Consider the following 22,780-nt stretch of genomic DNA (forward strand, 5'->3'; position numbering starts at 1 on the left):
AACAATGAAACTCGTAACAGCCGTGGTCAAGCCCTTTACGCTTGATGATATCCAGCAAGCACTACAAAAGCTCGGTTCACCGGGCATGACGGTGACCGAAATCGAAGGCTTTGGCCAGCAACGCGGCAACAAGGAAATCTACCGCGGCGCCCAATTCGCCACCTCCTTTGTGCCTAAGGCCAAAATCGAGCTCATCGTGGCAGACGATGACGCCGAAGCGATTGTCGATGCCATCGTGGACGCCGCCTGCACCGGCGAAATCGGCGACGGCAAGATTTGGATTGCACCCGTTGAAGACGTGATCCGCGTTCGCACCGGCGAGCGCGGGGAGAAGGCTATTTAAGCCTCCAAGACACCGGCGCCCCAGGCCTCCTCATAAGGGTGGAGGGCTGGGGCGCTAATCTGTCGTTAAATCTTGCGGGGAAGAAACAATGAGGCCATCGAACCGGTTTCTGCCAAGTGGCACTATCTACTTAGGCGGAAAACTAAAGCTAAAGATTGGAGCAATTCTTGGATTTGCTCTGCCTGGCCGCTGCCTTCGGCCTCCTTTCGTAAAACCTGAATGATTCGGGACGTGCTCAAGGGCTGGGGACATTTGGGCCGCACATCAAGTCAATACAGCCGTTAATGCGCGAACCTGGCTCAAGAGCCACTGAATGAACGACCTGTCTATTGTCTTCGTATTCTGAAATTTGCCTATTTTGTAAGACCCCGTGGCGGATATCCCCCTGCCGATCGCAAAACCATGCAATCCGTAATTCTTGTCTATCTAGACTACCGTTCGCCTGAGATGCCAAGGACGGTATTGCTGAGAGAGTGTGTCAAGTTGTTTGTATGTGCGTCAGGCATGAGGACCACGCGTATCGATGAGGGGGTGGAATTCACCGACGTTGACCTGTTTGGCGTCAATGAAGATCAACTAGCGCTGCAGCTCCTGCTCCGAGGTCACGCTCGAGCGGAAGCCGATGACGTACTACTGCGAGAGCGTGCACTCTTGTACGCCGCCACACTCCGTGTGCGCGACGCCTTAATGGTTAGCGTTGTGGGTGAAGCCTCGTAGTTTTCTTCCTTCCGCAGATCCCCGATTTCTCCGAGATGGAAGTTTGACCACACGAATAAAGCCCAAGGCACTTCAGCTATGTCTCACCTTGCCCAGCGGCGTTGTCAACGACGGGAGGCCTTAAGCGCGGCCCTTGCGGTATGACAATGCCAGCTCGGAGACGGCGAGTGCTGTGGGTACAACTAGGAGCCAATTGGGTACCACAGCGGATACCGCAATGAACGCGGCAAAAGCGGCTGCGAACGCGTACGTCATGGTCTTTTCCACGAAAAGTCCTTTCAAACGGGGCACGGTGTTAAGGAAAGTTCTTGGGACTGGGTAGCTTATGTCTTCAGTCTTTAGAGGTTATCTTCGGCTGTCTTCCTTATTGAAGAGCCATCTAAATTCGGGTTTATACTCTGCGATGAGTATAAGATTGCGGCTCATTCCTCAAAGCAGAGCATCTGATTGTTCTGGGGTTGCCCGCAAATCGTGGACACGTAGTTAAGCTGCTTAGGGGTTAAGCAGCGGCCTTCTTATTACCATTTTGATCAGCGAGCTGGGCTTCGAAATCGACGGGGCTTACCATCCCGATGGACGAGTGGCGACGGCGCCGGTTGTAGACAATCTCAATCCAGCGAGCCACCGCCTTCCGGGCTTCGTTGCGGGTTCGCCATTCCTTCCGATCGTAAAATTCGGTCTTCAATGTCGACCAGAACGACTCGGCCATCGCATTGTCAAAGCAGACACCAGTACGGCCGACCGATTGTGCAATCCCTAGTTCTTGACAGACCTGCCACAGCTGTTCGCTGGTGAACTGGGTACCACGATCGGCGTGGAAGACCACGCCGTCGGGTACTTCACCACGCAGGGTGTAAGCCATGCGCAGTGCACGTTCAACTAGGTAAGAATCCTGCACACTATCCATGGACCAGCCTAGGACTCGGCGGGAGTGTCCATCGCGGATAACGCATAGGTACAGCCAGCCCTCATTCGTGCGTAGATAGGTAATATCCGACATCCACACTCGATTAAGCTGCCCTTGATCAAATAGGCGTTTCACCAGGTCTGGAAGCGTTGACTTCCGCTTGGATTGAATCGTCGTTACGGGAACAAACGCCCTGGGTGAGATGCCTTCAATACCCATCATCCGCATGCGTTTGGCCACGGTTTTGCGATTCACATAGACCCCACCCTCGGCGAGTTCTGCAGTAATCCGTGGGGCACCGTAGACTTCGTCAGAATCTTCCCAGATGTCATGAATTTTCCTGTCTAACTGGTCGAGGAATCTCTGACGCTGATTTTCACCACGAAGCCGTACTGCTTGAGCCTTTTGCCATTTATAGTAGCCAGAACGAGAAACCTCTAATAACCTGCTCATTCGTTTGATGCTGTAGTTCGCCTTCTCCTGCTGCATTAGCTCAAATTTTTCCGATCGCGTTGCTTCGCAGCGAAGAAGGCGGTGGCTTTTGACAAGAACTCATTATCCATCTTGGCCTCAGCTAACTCACGACGCAGGCGAGCGTTTTCGGCTCGTATATCGGCATCACTGCGGCCATCTACCGAGCCTTGGCGTTCCCGCTCAAGTTTGACCCACCTGCCTAAAATTGTGGCTGATACGCTAATTTCCTTAGCCACATGAGCGATTGGGCGCCCAGACTCAATGACCAGTCTGGCGGCCTCCTGCCGGTACTCCGGGGTGTACTTCTTCCTTGACGAACTCACAATGAACATCCTCTCTTACGGACACAAAATCCGCACAAATAGGGTGTCCACTAAACGAGGGTAACCTCAGTTCATAAAAGACGGTTCTTGTTTCTTGCGAAGAAGTGTACCTCAGCAATCGGTGAAAATACTGATCATTCTGCTTAAGGAACAAATAAAATTCCGTAAGAGAAACAGCATCTACAAGTCATCTGCGGTTGATGGAATTTTAACAATAGCCGAGGAACATGCGGGACAAAATGGGGTCGCGCCCATGACGAAGAAACTGATCTCTAGGGCTCAGTATCTCCAAACTAAACCACACTGGAAATCCGTAATCACTGCAGTCGCGTGAAGAAATAGACTAGGCTATTGCGGTTTCGGATTGCACATGTATTTTAAATGTTGATTAGGTAGCCTGAAAACCATGAGAAGCTTGTGGAAGCATTTGCGGCCATTCTGTGTCTCCGCCTTGATAGCCATTGTGCTCGGGGTTCTGTTTAATGACTATCACTGGACACTTGCTTTAGTGGTCACAATTTTGCTCATAGGTGTCGTTCTATCGATGGCGGATTATGTTTCCGAACGGCGTCGAAAGAATGAGGATAAGTGATGAATCGGAAAATGCAGTTGTCGTTGGCTACCGGATTCGTCGGCGTGGTTTTGCTCATCGCAGCGCCGATTTTAATGAACGTGGGAATTGATACTGCCGATGCTGGGCAGCAATCAGGTAATGCTGTAGCTCCATTGCTTTCAGCGACTATCGGAACCGTGCTAGTGTTCCTCGCGCTGGCCCGTTCCGGTCCTGTATTTGAAAAGAAAAATGTAAAAGCCGAGCGCTAGAAGCGCTAGTTTTCTGGGGCGCACTCCTTGCAGGAATGAAGAGGACATGAGGATACGCGTGTCCAATCAACCTACTGGTTGATTCAAGGTTCAACTGCCTCTGCGATTCAAAGCCAGAGAAGTTGGGGCAAGATATGTATTTAGAGTAATTGATCCCCTCGTATCCAGTCACGGTGATGACTGGGAAGGAGTAATGACATGAAGGCTTTGTATAGGGCAGCGATTTTCTACCTCGTCTTGGGCTTGGTTGCTGGTTTGTTTTATCGGGAGTTTACGAAGCTACAAGATTTCCCGGAAGGCGAATATACGCAGCTAAGCGTGGCTCACACCCACTTGCTGGCGCTGGGCTTCATGCTATTCCTCATCTTCTTGGCGCTGGAAAAAGTCTTCGCACTGTCGCGGCACCGCCAGCTGTTCAACTCGTTCTTCTGGCTGTACAACGTGGGCGTTGTGCTCACCGTTGGAATGCAAATTTCACACGGCATTTTGACGGTGCTGGGCAAGGAATCCAATGAGATGATTTCTGGCATCGCTGGGCTGGGCCACATCTTTATCACGGTGGGTCTGACGGTCTTCCTCGTGAATTTGGGGCGGGCCATCAAGGAACCAGATGAAGGCAGCCCCAATGCTTCGGTGAACGCCTAACTATGTGCGAGCACAGCGCACAAAAACGTCACGGCGCCTACTCGCCGCGATTGGATAAGCCTGGCAGTCCTTTCCGTCGGGCTGGGAGTCATCGTTTTAGATGGCACTATCGTCGGCGTGGCATTGCCGTCGATCATCACTGACCTGCAGCTCAACCTGACGCAGGCGCAGTGGGTCAACAGCCTCTATGCGGTGCTACTGGCGGCGCTGCTGTGACGGGCAAGATTGCGGATGCCTGGGGACGCAAGCGCGCCTTCCTCACCGGCCTGACAATATTTGTGGCAGGCAGCGTATTGGCGGGATTTTCTACCACTGCCGCCACGTTGATCTCCGCGCGCTGTGCAGGCTATCGGCGCCGCGTTCATCATGCCGTCCACGCTTTCCACGGTTAATGCCGTATTCCGCGGCAAGTACCGCGCCGCAGCCTTTAGTGTGTGGGGTGCGGTTATTTCCGGGGCGGCGGCGGTCGGACCGCTCGCCGGTCGTGCACTGACGGAATGGGTGTCCTGGTATTCGCGATTATTGAGGGCCCCGATCTAGGCTGGTGGAAGCCCCAATCCTCGTTCAGTTTCTTTGGCTGGACTTGGTCAGAAAACGCGCCCATCTCACCGGTTCCGGTGGCTCTCGCGATTTCGGCTGTAGGCTTCGCGCTATTTATTCGGTGGGAAAAGCACCGCGAGCGGGGTCACCGCTCAGCGCTGCTGGACCTTGAATTATTTTCTTATTCCACGTTTTCGTGGGGAAATATCACCGCTGGTGCGGTAGCACTCGGCGAGTTTGCCATCATCTTCGTGCTGCCGCTGTACCTGATTAATGCATCGGATCTCAGCACGATGTCAGCGGGCCTGGTGCTGGCAGCCATGGCAATCGGAGCATTGTTTTCCGGTGCGCCAGCCCGCCATGTTGCGGCACGGTACGGGGGCACCTGGCACCGTGCTCATCGGGTTCGGCTTGGAAGCCGTCGGCGTCCTTATCCTCGTCCTGCTTATGGGGCCGGATACGAATGGTTGGATCATCGCCACGCCGCTGACCCTGTATGGCTTGGGGCTTGGATTCGCCTCTGCACATCTGACCGGCACGGTGCTGCGGGATATTCCCGTCGATGACTCCGGGCAAGCCTCCGCAACGCAGAGCACCGTGCGCCTGGGGCAGTGGTGCAGGCCTTAAGCCAAGGCATGACCAACGCCGCGCAGTGGTCGCTCGTTGCTGCTGCCGCATTCCTTGCGCTGGGATTCGTCGGTGCACTTCGGGTGCGCAGGGCTGCTGCGCAGAACGGCAACGAAACAGAGGATAAAGCCTTTGCGGGGGAGTAGAGGCAAAAGGTTTAGAGGACTGCAGTGACCTCATAGCCCTTCTCGGTGAGCAACTTGGACACGGCTTCAAATGTCGCCCTATCGCTATCCGGGTTGTAGGTTTCGGGATCCAAAGCGATATGCGCGAATTCTCCGTCGTAACGCACGGTAATGAACTCGTAGCCAGCCTGGTCTTGGGCATCATCGATAAGCGCCTGCACGTCAGAAGTATCGCTGTCAGGAGTAGCCGTGGACGCATGTTCTTGGTGCTGGGCTGCGGGGGAAGCTTCTGCGGTTGGAGTGCTGGGGCCGGTTAAACCAGTGCCTGCAGCCAATAGCCCAGCAAGAATAGTGGTAATCATCTGTGAGTACCTTTCTGTACGGCGGATGGTGTGAGTGAGCGTGGTGCAAAACGTTCCGTCACCTGCAAAATTAACGGTGGTAACTTTAGCTTAATTTTGGATCAGCTCAAAAATATGCAGCCTTGGTTCACGCTCAATAGTTTAAGGACTGAGGGGCTTGACCCCCGATGTCTCTCTTTTCCGGGGTTCAGGCGCTATTGAGTTCGTTTTCTGTTAAAAACTTAGACTGAAAACGGATCATTATTGGGATTGTTGTTGACGATAAGCTCAATATGATTGGTGACCGAGGATGCTGTTTCTTCACCGAAGAAGTGAGTAATGAAGGCCACCGCCATATCAATTCCTGCCGCCACACCGGATGATGTCCAGAGATTGCCGTCGTGGACCCATCGAGCTTGCTTTTTCCATTCAATTTTCTGGCCGTGCGTTCTAACCCAGTCAAACGCGTTTTTATTGGTGGTAGCGGTGTGGTTTTCTAATAAGCCTGCGGCGGCGAGTAGCGCCGACCCAGTACAAACTGAGGCGATGATGTCCGCCGAGCTTGCAAGGGCGGTTAGCTGGCGGAGGAATTCTGGATCTTGAACAAGTGAGCGTGTACCGCGTCCTCCTGGTACAAGCAGAGTATCTCCAGAGAAAGATTCAAAACGCATTGTCGGAACTATGCGTACGCCTTGAGCGCTGCTTACCGGGCTGTCATGTTTTGACAGATAGTTCACTTCAAGGCCTGGTGTATTTGCGAGTACTTCTGCGGGGCCAAAAACATCGAGTAACTCGAACCCGTCAAAAAGTACGATGCCAATGTTTTGCGGACGCGTCTGGCTCATGACTAAACCGTATCAAAACCAAATTCGACGCCTTAGAGTTTTGGTGCTCGGGGTCAATAAGCAGAAGCGTGGAAAAATTTACCCCTCTGATGCAGGTCAGAGGGGTACAAATTGGTGCCCCAGAGAAGATTCGAACTTCCGACACCGGCTTTAGGAGAGCCGTGCTCTATCCCCTGAGCTACTGGGGCGGGGATGTTGCTCATGCAACTCGGATCATAATAGCAGTGGGGCGCGAGTGCGCCCCAAAAGGCTGCGTGCGCGGCCATTTGTATAGGTCCGGCCAGCAGCCTTAGCTATGAGGTTTAGGCTTGTGCCAGCTCTTCCTGCTTGTTGCGCACGGAGGATGCAGGCGGGTTGGTCTCGTGAGTGCCGTCGGAGTACAAGACGGTGGGGATGATGCGGTTACCGTCGTTGACGGACTTAATCCACTCGTTGATGTCGTCGGCGTTATCGCCTTCTACGTCCACGAGCTCGTATGGGGTTTCGGTGCGGTCCAAGTTCTTAATGAGCTTGGCGCAAAATGGGCACCAGTCGGCGTAGAAGATGGTGACATCGGCATTGGTTTCGGGTGCTTGTACAGTCATTATGCTGCGTCCTTTCTATCGTAAGTTAAAAAGCGGTACTTCATGGGAAGCTCGCTGGCCGGCTGCTCGGGAAGCTCTAAATGCCCTTTGTCTGAGGTGAGCCAGTCCGTGCTGTAGGCCAAGCCAAACGTATCGGGGATATCCGGGGCAAAGACGGCGTCATCGCCATAGATATCGCCGATGTTTACGCCCATGAGAGTGACCTCGATGCGGTCCACCTGGTCCAAGGCGGCGGTGTAGATTTGGCCGCCGCCGATGACCCAGGCATCGGCAAGCGCGGGCATCGTCTTGCCCACCGTAGCACCAGTTGACCACGTGCCAGGCGCGCGCGAGGAGAGCACGTAATTGTCCCGGCCGGGTAGGGGGCGGAACTTGGGGTTGAGGGACTCCCAGGTCTTGCGGCCCATGATGACAGGCGCGCCCATGGTGACGTCCTTGAAGTGCTTGAGGTCCTCCGGCACGTGCCAGGGCATCTGTGCGCCATCGCCGATGATGCCGTCCAGGGACTGCGCCCAGATCGCGCCGAGCATTAGACCGACACCTGCGCCTTGATGGCCGGGTGTGGGTCGTAGCCCTGCACCTCAAAATCGGCGAAGTCATAGGAGAAGAGGTCCTTCGCCCTGTTGAGCTTGAGCTGCGGGTACTCACGCGGCTCGCGGGAAAGCTGCTCTTGGACTTGCTCCACGTGGTTGTTGTAGATGTGGCAATCGCCTCCGGTCCAGATGAGATCGCCCACCTTGAGGTCGGCTTGCTGGGCAAACATGTGGGTCAGCGCCGCATAGGAGGCGATATTGAAGGGCACGCCCAGGAACATATCCGCCGAGCGCTGGTAGACCTGCAGCGACAGCGTGTCATTGGCCACGTAGAGCTGGAAGAGCAGGTGGCAGGGCATAAGTGCCATCTGGTCGAGCTCAGATACATTCCACGCGGAGACCAGGTTGCGGCGCGAGTCCGGGTTATTCTTCAGGGTGTCGAGCGCCTGCTGGATTTGGTCGATGTGCTTCCCGTCCGGGGTGGGCCAAGAGCGCCACTGCACGCCGTAGACCGGGCCCAAATCGCCGTTTTCATCGGCCCACTCGTTCCAAATGCGCACGTTATTATCCTGCAGGAATTTCACATTGGAATCACCGCGCAGGAACCACAGCAGCTCGCCGATGACCCCGCGGAAGTAGACCTTCTTCGTGGTGAGCAGTGGGAAGGATTCCGCCAGGTTATAGCGCAGCTGCGCGCCGAAAATGGAGCGCGTGCCGGTGCCGGTGCGATCGCCTTTGGCCGTGCCTTCTTCGAGGACGCGGCGGAGGAGATCCTCATAAGGAGTCTCAATCATAGGCACCAGTTTAGAAGCCGCCATTCTCCTCGGCAAAGGCCGCGGCGTGCTCTAGAATCTCGTCTTTGAGCTCGGGGCGGCAGATGAGCAGATCGGGGATGAAGGTGTCCTCGTTATTGAAGGTGATGGGGCTGCCATCGAGGCGGGAGCAGTGCAGACCGGCTGCCAGGGCAACGCCTACTGGGGCGGCTTGATCCCATTCGTATTGGCCGCCGGCGTGAATATAACCGTCATAGTCGCCCAGCAGCACGTGCATGGCCTTCGCGCCGGCGGAACCTATGCCCTCGGTTTCATAGCCCATCTGTTCTGCGATATAGCCGGCCACCTTGGGTGGGCGATTGCGGGAGATGACGAATTTCTTAGACAGAGGGCCGTCGACGGCGCGCACATCGGAAGACTTGAAGGTCACGCCGTAATCCGGCAGGCCCACCGCAGCGTGGACCGGGGTGCCATCCTCAATGAGCGCGATGTGTACCGCCCAGTCCTGGCGGCCGGTGGCAAATTCCTTGGTGCCGTCAAGCGGGTCCACGATCCAAACGCGCTTCTTTTTTAGCCGGGCGAGATCATCGGAGGCCTCTTCAGAGAGCACGCCATCGCCGGGCCGGTGCTGTTCTAATACACGGGCGATCCATTCTTGGGCGGCGTCATCGCCGGCATCGCCAAGCGAAAGGCCCCGCAGCAGGCCACCATTGCGCACACCCTTTAAAATCTCGCCGCAGCCTTGGGCGAGCGAATTGGTCAGGCGGGAATCAGAAATCTCGACGGTCATGGTGCCCACATTACAACGGGGACTAGAGTGTGGTCATGCCAGAAAACATCCTCGAACGCTTTCGCCCCCAAGTGGCGCAGTGGTTCCAGGATGTTTTTGCCGCTCCCACCGCGGTACAAGCCCAGGCATGGGACAAGATTTCCCGCGGGGATCACGCTCTGATGGTTGCCCCCACCGGTTCTGGTAAGACGCTCGCGGCGTTTTTATGGGCGCTGAATAACCTGGTGGAGCGCGAAGGACAATTGACCCTGCCGGTAGGCAATGCTTCCGGCTCCGCGACGGGCGTGCGGGTGCTGTATATCTCGCCGCTCAAAGCGCTGGGCGTGGACGTGGAAAATAACCTGCGGGCGCCGCTAACCGGCATTGCGCGCACCGCGGAAAAGCTGGGGTTGGAGGTGCCGAATATTTCCGTGGGCGTGCGCTCGGGCGATACGCCCTCGGCAGAGCGCTCCCGGCAGGTGCGCAAGCCGCCGGATATCCTCATTACCACCCCGGAATCGGCGTATTTGATGCTGACCTCGAAGGCGGCGGGGATTTTGAAAACCGTCGATACCGTTATTATCGATGAAATCCATGCGCTGGCCGGCACCAAGCGTGGCGCGCACCTCGCCCTGACGCTGGAGCGACTGCAAGAGATTGCGGGCGATGTTCAGCGCATTGGGCTTTCTGCCACGGTGCGCCCGCTTTCGGCCGTCTCGGATTTCTTGGGAGGCAACCGTCCGGTGGAAATCGTGGCGCCGGAAGCCCACAAGAAGTGGGATCTGGATGTGCGCGTGCCGGTCGAGGATATGTCGGATCTTCCCACGCCGGAGGCGGGCTCGACCATCGGAGAGCTCACCGTCGATGATGCCATCGGCATTACCGGCGGGCCGGAAGGCAGCGGCGACGGCGGGGAAGAATTCGGCGTGGAGGACTTCGGCGGGGAAGAAGACACCGCGCTGCCCACCGCGAACTCCATCTGGCCGTTTATTACCCAGGATCTCTACGCGGACATCATGGCGCATCGCTCCACGCTGGTCTTTGTAAATTCGCGGCGCAGCGCCGAGCGCCTGACCAGCCGGCTTAATGAGCAATACGCGCAGGAATATGACCCGGATTCGCTCTCGCCGGAAACTCGGCGCGATCCTGCCCAGCTGATGGCGCATTCGCACGTTGCGGGCAAGGCGCCGGCGGTCATCGCGCGGGCCCACCACGGTTCGGTGTCCAAGGACGAGCGCGCCATGACGGAAACGATGCTAAAGGAAGGCACGCTGAAAGCCGTGGTGGCCACGAGCTCGCTGGAGCTGGGCATCGACATGGGCGCGGTGGATTTGGTGGTGCAGGTGGAATCGCCGCCCTCAGTGGCCTCGGGCCTGCAGCGGGTGGGCCGCGCCGGGCACCATGTGGGCGCGGTATCGCACGGCGCGTTTTATCCCAAGCACCGCGCGGACCTGGTGCAGGCCACGCTGACGGTGTCGCGCATGCGTGGCGGGATGATCGAGAAGATGCATACCCCGCGCAACCCGCTGGATGTGCTCGCGCAGCAGACCGTGGCGGCGGTGGCTGCCGCGGGCGAGGAAGGCTTAAGCGCGGATGACTGGTATGACATCGTCAAGCGCAGCCATCCCTACCGCGAGCTGGCCCGCGAGGTTTATGACTCCGTGGTCGACCTGGTCAGCGGCGTCTATCCGTCCACGGATTTTGCGGAGCTGAAACCTCGCGTGGTTTATGACCGCGTCTCCGGCGTGATGACCCCGCGGCCGGGGGCGCAGCGCGTGGCCGTGACCAGCGGCGGCACCATCCCGGATAGGGGTATGTTCGGCGTCTTCCTCTATAGCGGTGGCGAATCGGGCAAGGCCCCGCGCCGTGTGGGCGAGCTCGATGAGGAGATGGTTTATGAATCCCGCGTGGGCGATGTCTTTACCCTGGGCGCGACCAGCTGGCGCATCGAGGAGATCACCCGCGATCAAGTTTTGGTCACGCCCGCGCCGGGGCATACGGGCCGGCTGCCGTTTTGGAATGGCGATGGTGCCGGGCGCCCCTATGAGCTGGGCCAGGCCTTGGGCGAGTACCGCCGCGAGGTAAATACGGACCCGGGCATAATCGCGGATGCTGATGACAATGCCCGCAGCAATATCTTGTCCTACCTGCGCGAGCAGCAGGCGGCCACCGGCATTATTCCGGATGAAAAGACGCTCGTGCTCGAGCGCTTCAAGGATGAGCTGGGGGATTGGCGCGTGGTGCTGCACACCCCCTTTGGCCGGCCGGTCAACTCCGCCTGGGCCCTGGCGGTGGGCGCGCGGGTGGGCGAGCGCACCGGCATGGACCCGCAGGCGGTGGCCGGCGATGATGGCATCGTGTTGCGCCTGCCCGAGGGCGAGGCCGATCCCGATGGCACGATTTTTGCCTTCGACGCCGACGATATTGCCGATGTCGTAGCCGAGCAGGTGGGCAATTCCGCCCTTTTTGCCTCCCGCTTCCGCGAATGCGCGGCCCGCGCGCTGCTTTTACCCCGCCGCAATCCCGGCAAGCGCGCCCCGCTGTGGCAACAGCGCCAGCGCGCCGAGCAGCTTTTGGACGTCGCCCGCAAGTATCCGTCCTTTCCCATCATTTTGGAAACGGTGCGCGAATGCGTCCAGGACGTCTACGATGTGCCAGCGTTGCAGGAGGTCATGCGCGATCTGGGGCACCGCCGCGTGCGCATCGCGGAGGTCACCACGGATCAGCCCTCGCCCTTTGCCTCCTCGCTGCTGTTTAATTACACCGGCGCCTTCATGTACGAGGGCGATTCCCCGCTGGCGGAAAAGCGGGCGGCGGCCCTTGCCCTTGACCCAGCGCTCTTGGCCAAGCTGCTGGGCACGGTGGAGCTGCGCGAGCTCTTGGATCCCGCGATCATCGACGAGGTCCATACCCAGCTGCAGCGCACCGCACCCTCGCGCCGGGCGCGCACCACCGAAGAGGTCGCGGATCTCCTGCGCGTGCTCGGCCCCATCCCGGTTGAGGAGCTGGGCGAGCATACGGACGTTCCCCTAGCCGCCCTGGATAGCCTGGGCACGCGGATAATGCGGGTGCGCATCGGCGGGCGCGAGCACCTTGCCCAGTCCCAGGACGCGGCGCTGCTTCGCGATGCCCTCGGGGTCCCCATTCCTCCCGGCATCCCCGCCCAGGTAGCCACGCTTGCCGATGCCCTCCCACAGCTCATCAACCGCTGGGCGCGCACCCGCGGCCCGTTCGTGCTCGCGGACCTAACCGCTGCCTTCGGCATTTCCGTCTCCGCAGCACACACCACCCTGGCCGGCCTGGATTCGATTGTGGAGGGCCACTACCGGCAGGGAATAGAGGAGCAAGAGTACTGCGCCGCCGAGGTGCTAAAGACCATCCGCTCGCGCTCGCTTGCAGCCGCGCGCGCGGATAGCGAGCCGGTCTCTGGCGCCGCCTTCGGTCGCTTCCTTCCGGAATGGCACGGCATTGCGCCCGCAGGGAAGCGGCCCGCGCTGCGCGGTGCCGATGGCGTTTTCTCTGCTATCGAACAGCTCGCTGGGGTACGCCTGCCGGCCTCTGCCTGGGAATCCATCATTCTGCCCGCCCGCGTGGGGGATTATTCGCCCCGCATGCTAGATGAGCTGACCGCCAATGGTGAAGTGATGATCCTCGGCGCCGGAAAGGCCGGGGCCGCCGACCCGTGGGTGATGCTGCTGCCTGCCGATTACGCCGCCCAGCTCGCCCCCGAAACCGATCCGGAGGGCGTGAGCATCTTGCAGCGGGCCATTATAAGCGTGCTGGAACGCGGCGGCGGCTTCCTCTTTTCCGATATCGCCGCCGAGGTCCCCGGTACCGCCGAAGAAACCCGCGAGGCCCTTTGGGGGCTGGTGGAAATAGGCCTGGCCAGCCCGGATTCCTTCGCCCCCATCCGCACGCGCTTATCGGCAGGCGGGCGCGGCGCTTCCCGCGCCGGCCGCGGCTCTACCGCCCACCGCTCCAAGCGGCGCCCCACGCGCTCGCGACTGCGCATGGGCCGCACCTCGTTCGCCCAGACCCAGAACGCCACTGGCGGCGCCGGCCAGACCCCACCCGATATGCTCGGCCGCTGGTCGTTGGCGGTGCCCGCCGCCCAGGACGCCACCTCGCGCTCTGTGGCGCACGGCGAGGCCTGGCTGGATCGCTACGGCGTGGTCACCCGCGGCTCCGTGGTGGCAGAAGACGTCCTCGGCGGCTTCGCGCTGGCCTATAAGGTCCTGTCCGGCTTTGAGGAATCCGGCAAGGCCATGCGCGGCTATGTCATCGAGGATCTCGGCGCCGCGCAGTTTTCCACCCCGGCCATTATCGATCGCCTCCGCGGCCTAGCGGATTCCCCCGATGTCACCGGTTGGCCGTCCGGCACCACCGATCCAGAGACCTTCGTGCTCGCCGCCGTGGATCCCGCCAACCCCTACGGTGCGGCGCTGCCTTGGCCGCAGCGCGATGATCCGGGTGGCAAAGCCACCGGCGGGCCGGCCCGTTCCGCCGGGGCACTGGTCGTGTTGTGTGATGGCCTCCCCATTGCCCACCTCACCCGCGGTGGCAAGACCTTGACCACGTTTATCGATGCGCTGCCCGATGGAATCGAGACCACCGACGTCTACGCCCGCCTCCTGTCCGCGCTCACAGAACTCATCGCCGCCGGGCACATGTCGCCGCTGGTGATTGAAAAGTGCAATGGCAACCCCATCCACCACACCCCGGCCGCTAGCATCCTGCGCTCGCTGGGGGCCGGAATCACGCCGAAGGGCGTGCGCATTGCCAGGCGGGCCGCGCCGCCGCGGGTCCCGCGCCACGGGGCGAAGGACGGCTCGCCGGAGGATTTTCGCGGTGATTCGCGTGGCGGCCTGCGCGGCGGCAGGCGTGCCTCCGAGGCCATCGAGGAGCTCAGCTTCGACGAGCCGCCCCCGCCTCCGCCACCCCGCAATTCCGGTGGCTTCCGCCCGCGCGGTGGATACCGTCGCTAGCGCTACACGCCCGCAGGTGTATTTTGGTGGAGCCACTGTGTCTGAGGCCCACGGAAGGAGGCCATCCCCCATGCCCGAAGGCGATTCCGTCCTACAACTTTCGCGCCGCCTGCAGTTTATGACCGGGCGCGAGGTCACCGGCTGTTCCGTCCGCGTGCCGCAGCACGCTACCGTAAACCTCACCGGCACCATCTGTGAGCGCGTGTGGCCCTATGGCAAGCACCTCTTCGTGCAATTCGACCAGACCATCGTGCATACCCACCTAAAGATGGAGGGCACCTGGGCCATCCACTACGCCGGCGACCGCTGGCGCAAGCCCGGCCATAGCGCGCGCATCGTGCTGCAACTGGCTCATTCCCCGCGCGATATTGAACTCGTAGGCCACTGGTTGGGCTTTGTCGATATCTTCGACGCGGATCAATACTTTAGCCGCATCGCGCACCTTGGGCCGGATATCTTGGATCCCGACTGGGACCGCGAGGAGGCGCTGCGCCGTTTACGCGCGCGACCCGATCGGAGCATCGGCACGGCGCTTTTGGACCAGAAGGTCGTTGCGGGCATTGGCAATGAATACCGCGCCGAAATCTGCTTCCTCGCCGGCGTTCACCCGGCCACCCCGGTGGCAGAGGTGGATGTGGAACAGGTAGTGGACATCGGCAAGCGCATCATGTGGGCCAACCGCAACTCGCCCATCCGCGTGACCACCGGCGTGCGCCGCGCCGGGGAGACTACCTATGTTTTTGGGCGCAATCGCAAGCGCTGTCTGCGTTGCGGCACCATCATCCAGAAGGATTCCCTGGGCGGCGTTGATCGCGGTGGGGACGAGGGCGAATTAGAGCGCATCATCTGGTTCTGCCCGCACTGCCAGCCGCTCTAAGGTTTCTTTACGCTTTTCGCGCTAAGCTGGCGGGCATGCGATCACTACTAAATCTTGTATTCAATATCATCTGGCTACTCTCCGGCGGCATCGTTCTTGCGCTGGGCTACTTCCTCTTTGGCATCATCGCCTGCATCTTCATCGTGACGATTCCTGCGGGCGTTGCCTCGTTCCGCATGGGCCAGTTCGCCCTGTGGCCGTTCGGTCGCTCCGTGGTTGAACCACGCAAGGGTACCGGCGGAATGTCTGCCATCTCCAATGTCATCTGGTTCGTCATCGCTGGCCTGTGGCTGTCCATTGGCCACGTCGTTACCGCCGTTATCCAGGCGATTACCATCATCGGTATCCCCGTTGCCTGGGCCAACCTCAAGATGATTCCAGTGACCTGCTTCCCGTTCGGCCGCAAGGTTGTTAGCTCGAAGAACATCCCAGCCGGTTGGCAGCCGATGGTGAAGCTGTAAATTCACCTTGCCTGAAAGCGCCTGGCCCGAAGCGAAACGTCACTTCAGGGCGGGCGCTTTAGTGATCTGTGGTGCTTAGGCACGAAGATGTCCAAAACAACCGCGTTTGTCTCTTTTTGAGGGCGAAATTTTTAAGAACGCGGTTGTTTTGGACATTTTTGGTGCCCGAGCACGCGGCGCATGACCCAGGCACGGCTGGGGCCGGAACTAACGGTTGGCGCGGTACCAGCCGATGAGCTTATCGGTGGACTGGTCGCCGGAATCTACCTCTTGGCTGCCGGAGACGGCAGGGGCCAAGTCATTGGCCTGCTGCTTGCCCAGCTCCACGCCCCATTGGTCGAAGGAGTTGATATCCCAGATGATGCCCTGGGTAAAGACGATGTGCTCGTAGAGCGCGATGAGCGCGCCCAGGGTGGAGGGGGTAAGCTCCTCGGCCATAATCGTGGTGGTGGGGCGGTTGCCCGGCATGACTTTGTGCGGCACGAGGTCTTTCTCAACGCCCTCGGCGGCGATTTCTTCGGCCGTCTTGCCAAAGGCCAACACCTTGGTTTGGGCGAAGAAATTGCCCATGAGCAGGTCATGCATCGAGCCGGTGCCGTCCGCGGTGGGGAAGTCTTCCTTGGGGCGGGCAAAGCCGATGAAGTCCGCTGGGATGAGGCGGGTGCCCTGGTGCATGAGCTGGTAGAAGGCGTGCTGACCGTTGGTGCCCGGCTCGCCCCAATAGATTTCGCCGGTATTTCCAGTGGTCACTGCGGTGCCATCGCGGCGCACGGATTTGCCGTTGGATTCCATGGTCAGCTGTTGCAGGTAGGCCGGGAAGCGGCCGAGATCCTGTGAGTAAGGCAGGACGGCGTGGGTTTGGGCGCCGAAGAAATTGGTGTACCAGATGCCCAGCGAGCCCATGAGTACGGGCACATTGCGCTCTAGCGGGGTGGTGCGGAAGTGCTCATCCATGGCGCGGAAGCCTTCCAAAAAGCGCATGAAGTCCATCGGGCCAATGGTGCACATCAAGGACAGGCCAATGGCGGAATCGAGGGAATAGCGCCCGCCCACCCAATTCCAGAACGGAAACATGTTCTCCGTATCGATGCCGAATTTCTCCACCTGCTCCGCATTGGTAGATACGGCCACGAAATGCTTGGCTACGGCGGATTCATCGCCATCGAATTGATCGATGAGCCAGCGGCGTGCCGCGTGGGCATTGGTCAGGGTTTCCTGGGTGGTAAAGGTCTTAGAGGAGACGATAAAGAGGGTGGAGCCGGCATCGAGCCCGTCCAAGGTGGCGGCCATATCGGCAGGATCCACGTTGGAGACGAACTCCGCGGAAATGCCGGCCACCTCATAAGAGCGCAGGGCTTGTGCGGCCATGGCGGGGCCGAGATCGGAACCGCCAATGCCGATATTGACCACCTTTTTGATGGTGTGGCCGGTGTGCCCCAACCAGGATCCAGAGCGCAGGGCGGTGGCGAAATCGCGCATGCGGCCCAAGACCTCGTGGACATCGGCGGCGACATCTTGGCCATCGACGTGCAGGTCATCTTCTACCGGCAGGCGCAAGGCGGTGTGCAGCACGGCGCGATCCTCGGTGTTATTGAGATGCTCGCCTGCAAACATGGCATCGCGGCGGCCTTCCACATCGGCGGCGCGGGCTACCTCGACTAGGTGCTGGAGGACGTCATCATCGATGAGGTTTTTGGATAAATCCACGTGCAGGCCGGCGGCGTCGAAGGTGTAGTTCTCGGCGCGGTTTGCGTCTGCGGCGAAGAGTTCGCGCAGGCGCAGGTCCTGCTTTTCTTCATAAACCTTGACCAGGTCTTTCCACTGGGACGATGCGGTGATATCCATGGCAATTGGCCTTTCTGGCGACGAGCGCATTGGCAATGTGTACCCCTCCCACCGTAGTCGAGAATGAGTGCCAACGGGACCGCGAAAAGTGTGGCGTTTAGAGGATGAGGGCGCCCGCCCAGCCGGCGATAAGTAGTGGGATATTGAAGTGAATAAAGGTAGGGATGACGGAGTCACGGATGTGATCGTGTTGGCCATCGGCGCCGAGGCCGGCGGTGGGGCCGAGGGTGGAATCGGAGGCGGGAGAGCCGGCATCGCCAAGCGCGCCCGCCGTACCAATGAGCGCCACCGTGGCCGCGGGGCTAAAGCCGAGCGAGGCGCACAGGGGAACGTAGATAACGGAGATGATGGGCAGGGTGGAAAAGGACGAGCCGATGCCCATGGTGACCACCAGGCCGACTAAGAGCATGGCGCCTGCGGAGAGGAACTTATGGGTACCAAAGAGGTTGGCGGTGGCATCGACAAGCGGGCCGACTTCCTCCGTCGCCGTCATGACGGAGGCAAAGCCCTGCGCGGTGATCATGATAAAGCCGATAAGAGCCATCATTTTCATGCCGTTGGTAAATACGTCATCGGCGTGCTTCCAATCCACCGCGCCGGAAATGAGCAAGATGCCCAGGCCGGTCAAAGCACCGACGAGCAGGCCATCGGATTCGAAATCGAGCGCCTGCATGATGATTTGCACGGCGAAGGTGGCAATAATCGCCAGGATGGAGACCCAGATTTTATACCGCGAGGGCGTTTCCTGGTGCTCTTCGGCGGCAATGGGACGATCCTCGTACTCGCGCGGTGCGCGGTAACTGATAAAGATGGCGATGAGTAGGCCGGCGAGCATGCCCAGGGCGGGGATGGCCATGACCTGCATAATATTGATATTGGAGGTATCCAGGCCGGCCTCTTCGATATTAAAGAGCAAAATATCGTTCAAATAGATGGACCCGAACCCCACCGGGATGAACATGTAGGTGGTGATAAGGCCGAAGGTCAGGCACGTGGTGATAAGGCGTCGATCCAGCTTGAGCTTATTCATCACCGCCAAAAGCGGCGGGACGAGCAGCGGGATGAAGGCAATGTGGACGGGGATGAGGTTCTGGCTCATCACGGCCATGGCGATAAGGCCAATAACGAGCATCCACTTGGTGGTGGCGGCGGCCTTGGGATCTAATTCGCCGGTGCCGCCGAGCTTGGCGATGAGAAAGTTGGCCAGGATCTGCGGCAGCCCGGCGGAGGCAACACCCATCGCGAAGGCGCCCAAGAGGGCATAGCTCAGGGCAATCTTGGCGCCGCCGCCAAGACCGTCTTGGAAGGCGAGCATGGTGGCATCGAGGCCCATGCCGGATAGCAGGCCGCCGACGATTGCGCCGATGAAAAGCGCCACCACCACGTGCACGCGCAGGAGGGTGAGCGCGAGCATGACGATGACGGCGATGAGTACTGCGTTCATGCCCCGAAAGCGTACTGCATAGTATGGGTTAGCCCGTAATTAATCCGAGTGGTTGAGTGGTGGCTTTACCCCAGGCGGCCGCGCCCCATGCGCAGTAAGGCAGAGGCGATGGTGGGGCCTTCCTCACCAAGCTCGGCGCGGAACTCGTTGAGGATGGCGATCTCGCGGGTGTGTACCAGGCGCGTTCCGCCGGAGCTCATGCGGGTGCGGCCCACCGCGCGGGAGACCTCGGTGCGGCGCTTGACGGCATCCAAGATGATCTGGTCCAGGCGGTTGATTTCCTCGCGATACTGCTGGATTTCCGCATCAGATAGGGGATCATCCGTGCCGGTGGGCGTGCGGATATCCAAGCCATTGTCAACGATGGATTCATTATCTTCAGCGGTCATGGTCCCTTATTGTGCCACTTGGTCAGGTATTTAGAAAGCGCAGTGTATGCCGCAAATACCGGCCATGTCCGGTGGGACTAGTAGGTTGGTAGGCATTATGACGAATAACTCTCCATTTAGCCCTTCTTCCACCCCGCGCGAACCCGCATCCGGCACTACCTCCCGCGGCGGCTTTGCCCCTAGCCAGCCCGAACAGCAGAACCCTTTTGGTAGCACGCCCAGGCCCGCGGAGTCCGATCCTTTAACCCAAGGTTTGAACCCGCAGCAATTAGAGGCGGTCACCCATACCGGCAGGCCCCTGCTTATCGTCGCCGGTGCGGGTTCCGGTAAGACGGCGGTGCTTACCCGCCGCATCGCGTACCTCATGCGTCACCGCGGGGTTAACCCGTGGGAAATCCTCGCCATTACCTTTACCAATAAGGCCGCCGCAGAGATGAAAGAACGCGTGGGCTCTTTGGTAGGACCGGTGGCTGAGCGCATGTGGGTATCTACCTTCCACTCCATCTGCGTGCGTATTTTGCGCCAGAACGCGCAGCTCGTACCGGGGCTTAATACCAACTTCACCATTTATGATGGCGATGATGCCCGCCGGCTTCTATCCATGATTGCCAAGGACATGCAGCTGGATTTGAAGAAGTACACCCCGCGAGTGCTGGCGAACCAAATCTCCAACCACAAAAATGAGCTCGTGGGCCCGGATGAAGCGGCCGAAAAAGCGCAGCAGACCAAGAATCCGTTTGAGACAACCGTGGCGGATGTCTACGCCGAGTACCAGCGCCGCCTGCGGGCAGCCAATGCGGTGGACTTCGACGATCTCATCGGGGAAGTAGTACGCATTTTCACCGAGCACCGCCAGGTGGTGGAGTTTTACCGCCGCCGGTTTAAGCACGTGCTAATTGATGAGTACCAGGACACCAACCACGCCCAATATGCGCTGGTAGCAGCGTTGGTGGGCAAGGGTGAGCTGGGCCCCGATGCCCCAGAGCTGTGCGTGGTGGGTGATTCCGATCAGTCCATTTATGCCTTCCGCGGCGCCACCATCCGCAATATCGAGGAATTCGAGCGCGATTACCCGCAAGCACACACCATCTTATTGGAGCAGAACTACCGCTCCACGCAGACCATTTTGAACGCGGCCAATGCCGTGATTGCGAAAAATGAGAACCGTCGGGAGAAAAACCTGTGGACCGCGCATGGCGATGGCGATTCCATCGTGGGGTATGTGGCGGATAATGAGCACGATGAAGCCCGCTTTATCGCCGCGGAGATTGATGCGCTGGCGGATAAGGGCCATAGTTACTCCGATATCGCCGTGATGTACCGGACGAATAATGCCTCCCGCGCGCTGGAGGATATCTTCATTCGATCCGGCATCCCCTATAAGGTCGTTGGCGGAACCCGCTTTTATGAGCGCCGCGAAATCCGCGATATGGTGGCCTACCTGCGCATTATGGATAACCCGGACGATACGGTGAGCCTGCGCCGCATCATCAACGTTCCCAAACGCGCCATTGGTGATAAAGCCCAGGGCCAGATTGCCCTGCACGCGGAGAACCAGGGGATAAGTTTTGGCAAGGCGCTTGCCGATGTCCCTCGGGGCGACGTCCCCGGCCTTGGCACCCGCGCCGTTAATGCCGTTACCAAGTTCAACGACATGATGGATGGCATCCGCTCACAAATCCCAGGCATGCGCGATGAGGTAACCGGCCAGCCCGATTTGGGCGAATTGCTCACCGCCATCCTGGATGCCACCGGCTACAAGGCGGAGTTAGAAAATTCCAACGATCCGCAGGACGGCGCGCGTCTTGATAACCTCAATGAGCTGGTCTCCGTGGCCCGCGAATTTACCTCGGAGGCCGCCAACCAGATGGCCGCCGCTGGTGCGGATGCCGTCGATCCCAATGAGCTATTAGAAGAAGGCGAAGCCGCGCCGGGCTCGTTGCAAGCCTTTTTGGAGAAGGTCTCCCTAGTTGCGGATGCGGATCAGATTCCGGATTCTGAGACCGGGGTAGTAACCATGATGACCCTGCATACGGCGAAGGGCTTGGAGTTTCCCGTCGTCTTTGTCGCCGGTTGGGAGGACGGCCAATTCCCGCACATGCGCTCGCTGGGTAACCCGAAGGAATTGAGCGAAGAGCGCCGCCTGGCGTATGTGGGTATCACTCGCGCCCGCGAAAAGTTGTACCTCACGCGCGCCATCTTGCGCTCTGCGTGGGGCAATCCGGTAACCAATCCCGCCAGTCGCTTCCTCGCCGAGATCCCAGAGGATCTCATCGACTGGCGGCGAGAGGATTCCGATAGTGACCTCACCGGTTCCTGGGGAGCCGATGACTATCAGTATGGCCGGAGCTATCGCCGCGGTTCTAGCGGCGGCTATTCCGGTGGTGGGGGTGCTGGGTTTGGCCAGCGCGCTACGTCTTCCCCTTCGCAACGCACTCGCCAGCCTGCAGCTAATTCCATGCCGAAGAATAAGAACCTCAACCTTGCGGTAGGAGACCGTGTCAACCACGCGAAGTACGGGCTCGGAACCGTGATTGAAACGGCCGGTTCCGGTGCCCGCGCCACGGTGACCGTGGACTTTGGTTCCTCCGGCAAGGTGCGGCTCATGCTCATCGGCGGCGTGCCGATGGAAAAGCTCTAGACCGAAATCCCGCGTTCGTCGAACCAGCCCACTGGGTCAACGGCTGCGCCGCCGCCTGGGTGAATTTCGAAGTGCAGGTGCGGGCCGGTGGAGTGGCCCTCACTGCCGATATCCGCAATGTGGTCGCCGGCCGAAACGTGGTCGCCCACGTTGACGCGCAGCGAGTTGGCGGGCATGTGGCCGTAGACAGAGATGCTGCCATCGACGTGCTGGATGCGAATCCAGTTGCCAAAGCCTTGTGCCGGGCCGGAGTTAATGACTGTGCCGTCCATGACGGAGTGGATCGGTGTGCCGACTGGGTTAGCTACGTCGATGCCGTTGTGCATCGCGCCCCAGCGCATGCCGAAGCCTGAAGTCAACGTGCCGGAGGTGGGGAAGACCACCGTATTACCAGATGCGTCCTTGCCACGCTCAGGGGTGAGGCCGGAGCGGTCTCCCTCGGGAGCGAAGGCCTCTCCCAGGCCAGGAACGGAGGAAGGGTCTAAGACGATGTTGACCCCGCCGGAGTCATTCTGGCTAAGTTTCGGGGTGGCATCGCCGTTGAGCACACCAACGGCGGTATTTGCGAGGCCGACGGCGGCGTCGATAACGCCCGCGTTATCGACGTTGGTGGCTTGGGGCTCAGAGGAGCCATTGGAAACGTCCACGCTGGCCACTGGATCAGCAGCAAAAGCGGAGGTGCCGGTAGCAAAAACGGTGCCAAGCGTGATGATGCTTAGCGCTACATTCCTGCGTGCACGGTTCATGCGCTTCATAAGTTTAAGTCCTTT

At 59.5% G+C, this 22,780-nt stretch carries 24 protein-coding genes and 1 tRNA gene; 12 read left to right on the forward strand and 13 right to left on the reverse strand.

Annotated elements, in window-relative coordinates:
• Positions 1-4 precede the first annotated feature (4 nt).
• On the forward strand, positions 5-343 hold the full coding sequence (locus tag HMPREF1257_RS04080) for a P-II family nitrogen regulator (RefSeq protein ID WP_023025886.1): 339 nt from the start codon (positions 5-7) through the stop codon (positions 341-343).
• A gap of 504 nt (positions 344-847) precedes the next feature.
• Complete coding sequence (locus tag HMPREF1257_RS04085) at positions 848-1,060, forward strand: hypothetical protein (protein WP_034661227.1); 213 nt, start codon at positions 848-850, stop codon at positions 1,058-1,060.
• A gap of 120 nt (positions 1,061-1,180) precedes the next feature.
• Here HMPREF1257_RS04085 and HMPREF1257_RS12600 read toward each other — a convergent pair whose 3' ends face one another.
• The gene (locus HMPREF1257_RS12600) at positions 1,181-1,315 is read right to left on the reverse strand and encodes a hypothetical protein (protein WP_023025892.1); all 135 of its coding nucleotides are present in this window, start codon (positions 1,313-1,315) and stop codon (positions 1,181-1,183) included.
• A gap of 244 nt (positions 1,316-1,559) precedes the next feature.
• Positions 1,560-2,773 (reverse strand): IS3 family transposase gene (locus HMPREF1257_RS04090; RefSeq protein ID WP_232208497.1). Its coding sequence is split into 2 segments (ribosomal slippage): positions 1,560-2,500 and positions 2,500-2,773, totalling 1,215 coding nucleotides; the frame shifts between segments, so codons are not numbered across the junction.
• A gap of 579 nt (positions 2,774-3,352) precedes the next feature.
• Here HMPREF1257_RS04090 and HMPREF1257_RS04110 point away from each other — a divergent pair.
• The 6 genes from HMPREF1257_RS04110 (at position 3,353) to HMPREF1257_RS12205 (ending at position 5,544) form a co-directional block, all read left to right on the forward strand.
• Positions 3,353-3,586, forward strand: coding sequence for a hypothetical protein (locus HMPREF1257_RS04110; RefSeq protein ID WP_156904666.1), 234 nt, complete (start codon positions 3,353-3,355; stop codon positions 3,584-3,586).
• Between the two features lie 198 nt (positions 3,587-3,784).
• The gene (locus HMPREF1257_RS04115) at positions 3,785-4,231 is read left to right on the forward strand and encodes a DUF2871 domain-containing protein (RefSeq protein ID WP_023025898.1); all 447 of its coding nucleotides are present in this window, start codon (positions 3,785-3,787) and stop codon (positions 4,229-4,231) included.
• A gap of 212 nt (positions 4,232-4,443) precedes the next feature.
• The gene (locus HMPREF1257_RS12200) at positions 4,444-4,623 is read left to right on the forward strand and encodes an MFS transporter (RefSeq protein WP_051138383.1); all 180 of its coding nucleotides are present in this window, start codon (positions 4,444-4,446) and stop codon (positions 4,621-4,623) included.
• A complete protein-coding gene (locus tag HMPREF1257_RS11805; protein ID WP_023025900.1) occupies positions 4,571-4,771 on the forward strand; it encodes an MFS transporter in 201 nt (66 codons plus the stop codon). Before HMPREF1257_RS12200 ends, HMPREF1257_RS11805 begins: the two co-directional genes overlap by 53 nt.
• Positions 4,772-5,116: 345 nt before the next feature.
• Positions 5,117-5,398 carry a hypothetical protein gene (locus HMPREF1257_RS04130; protein WP_023025902.1) on the forward strand — a complete coding sequence of 94 codons (282 nt, stop codon included), beginning with the start codon at positions 5,117-5,119 and terminating at the stop codon, positions 5,396-5,398.
• Positions 5,386-5,544 carry a hypothetical protein gene (locus HMPREF1257_RS12205; protein ID WP_156904667.1) on the forward strand — a complete coding sequence of 53 codons (159 nt, stop codon included), beginning with the start codon at positions 5,386-5,388 and terminating at the stop codon, positions 5,542-5,544. Before HMPREF1257_RS04130 ends, HMPREF1257_RS12205 begins: the two co-directional genes overlap by 13 nt.
• 11 nt (positions 5,545-5,555) lie before the next feature.
• Here HMPREF1257_RS12205 and HMPREF1257_RS04135 read toward each other — a convergent pair whose 3' ends face one another.
• The 7 genes from HMPREF1257_RS04135 to HMPREF1257_RS04165 form a co-directional block, all read right to left on the reverse strand.
• Entirely contained in the window at positions 5,556-5,885 is a 330-nt protein-coding gene (locus HMPREF1257_RS04135) for a hypothetical protein (protein ID WP_023025904.1), read from the reverse strand.
• A 221-nt stretch (positions 5,886-6,106) separates the two neighbouring features.
• On the reverse strand, positions 6,107-6,709 hold the full coding sequence (locus HMPREF1257_RS04140) for a DJ-1/PfpI family protein (RefSeq protein WP_023025906.1): 603 nt from the start codon (positions 6,707-6,709) through the stop codon (positions 6,107-6,109).
• Between the two features lie 112 nt (positions 6,710-6,821).
• A tRNA-Arg gene (locus HMPREF1257_RS04145) sits at positions 6,822-6,897 on the reverse strand.
• Positions 6,898-7,011: 114 nt separating this feature from the next.
• On the reverse strand, positions 7,012-7,293 hold the full coding sequence (locus tag HMPREF1257_RS04150) for a glutaredoxin domain-containing protein (protein WP_005281926.1): 282 nt from the start codon (positions 7,291-7,293) through the stop codon (positions 7,012-7,014).
• Positions 7,293-7,823: a dihydrofolate reductase gene (locus HMPREF1257_RS04155; RefSeq protein ID WP_005281928.1), complete on the reverse strand. Its 531-nt coding sequence runs from the start codon at positions 7,821-7,823 to the stop codon at positions 7,293-7,295. Before HMPREF1257_RS04155 ends, HMPREF1257_RS04150 begins: the two co-directional genes overlap by 1 nt.
• A complete protein-coding gene (locus tag HMPREF1257_RS04160; protein WP_198010496.1) occupies positions 7,823-8,629 on the reverse strand; it encodes a thymidylate synthase in 807 nt (268 codons plus the stop codon). The genes HMPREF1257_RS04155 and HMPREF1257_RS04160 overlap by 1 nt, the downstream gene beginning before the upstream one ends.
• A gap of 1 nt (position 8,630) precedes the next feature.
• Positions 8,631-9,389, reverse strand: coding sequence for a 3'(2'),5'-bisphosphate nucleotidase CysQ (locus HMPREF1257_RS04165; RefSeq protein WP_023025910.1), 759 nt, complete (start codon positions 9,387-9,389; stop codon positions 8,631-8,633).
• Positions 9,390-9,424: 35 nt separating this feature from the next.
• Between HMPREF1257_RS04165 and HMPREF1257_RS04170 the strand changes: the two genes are divergently transcribed.
• The 3 genes from HMPREF1257_RS04170 (at position 9,425) to HMPREF1257_RS04180 (ending at position 15,691) form a co-directional block, all read left to right on the forward strand.
• Complete coding sequence (locus tag HMPREF1257_RS04170) at positions 9,425-14,353, forward strand: DEAD/DEAH box helicase (protein WP_023025912.1); 4,929 nt, start codon at positions 9,425-9,427, stop codon at positions 14,351-14,353.
• 70 nt (positions 14,354-14,423) lie between these two features.
• On the forward strand, positions 14,424-15,230 hold the full coding sequence (locus HMPREF1257_RS04175) for a DNA-formamidopyrimidine glycosylase family protein (RefSeq protein WP_023025914.1): 807 nt from the start codon (positions 14,424-14,426) through the stop codon (positions 15,228-15,230).
• Between the two features lie 35 nt (positions 15,231-15,265).
• The gene (locus HMPREF1257_RS04180; protein ID WP_023025916.1) at positions 15,266-15,691 is read left to right on the forward strand and encodes a YccF domain-containing protein; all 426 of its coding nucleotides are present in this window, start codon (positions 15,266-15,268) and stop codon (positions 15,689-15,691) included.
• A gap of 207 nt (positions 15,692-15,898) precedes the next feature.
• On the opposite strand, the gene pgi is transcribed toward HMPREF1257_RS04180, so the two are convergent.
• From pgi to HMPREF1257_RS04195, 3 genes are all read right to left on the reverse strand, one after another.
• Positions 15,899-17,536, reverse strand: coding sequence for a glucose-6-phosphate isomerase (pgi, locus tag HMPREF1257_RS04185; protein WP_034659313.1), 1,638 nt, complete (start codon positions 17,534-17,536; stop codon positions 15,899-15,901).
• Positions 17,537-17,633: 97 nt separating this feature from the next.
• A complete protein-coding gene (locus HMPREF1257_RS04190) occupies positions 17,634-18,980 on the reverse strand; it encodes a Na+/H+ antiporter family protein (protein WP_023025920.1) in 1,347 nt (448 codons plus the stop codon).
• Positions 18,981-19,045: 65 nt separating this feature from the next.
• The gene (locus tag HMPREF1257_RS04195; protein ID WP_005279891.1) at positions 19,046-19,369 is read right to left on the reverse strand and encodes a chorismate mutase; all 324 of its coding nucleotides are present in this window, start codon (positions 19,367-19,369) and stop codon (positions 19,046-19,048) included.
• A 97-nt stretch (positions 19,370-19,466) separates the two neighbouring features.
• Between HMPREF1257_RS04195 and pcrA the strand changes: the two genes are divergently transcribed.
• On the forward strand, positions 19,467-22,010 hold the full coding sequence (pcrA, locus tag HMPREF1257_RS04200; protein ID WP_023025922.1) for a DNA helicase PcrA: 2,544 nt from the start codon (positions 19,467-19,469) through the stop codon (positions 22,008-22,010).
• On the opposite strand, the gene HMPREF1257_RS04205 is transcribed toward pcrA, so the two are convergent.
• A complete protein-coding gene (locus HMPREF1257_RS04205) occupies positions 22,007-22,765 on the reverse strand; it encodes a M23 family metallopeptidase (protein ID WP_023025924.1) in 759 nt (252 codons plus the stop codon). The two genes, pcrA and HMPREF1257_RS04205, sit on opposite strands and share 4 nt — an antisense overlap.
• Positions 22,766-22,780 lie beyond the last annotated feature (15 nt).

This window comes from Corynebacterium sp. KPL1814 (assembly GCF_000478175.1).
GTDB lineage: Bacteria > Actinomycetota > Actinomycetes > Mycobacteriales > Mycobacteriaceae > Corynebacterium.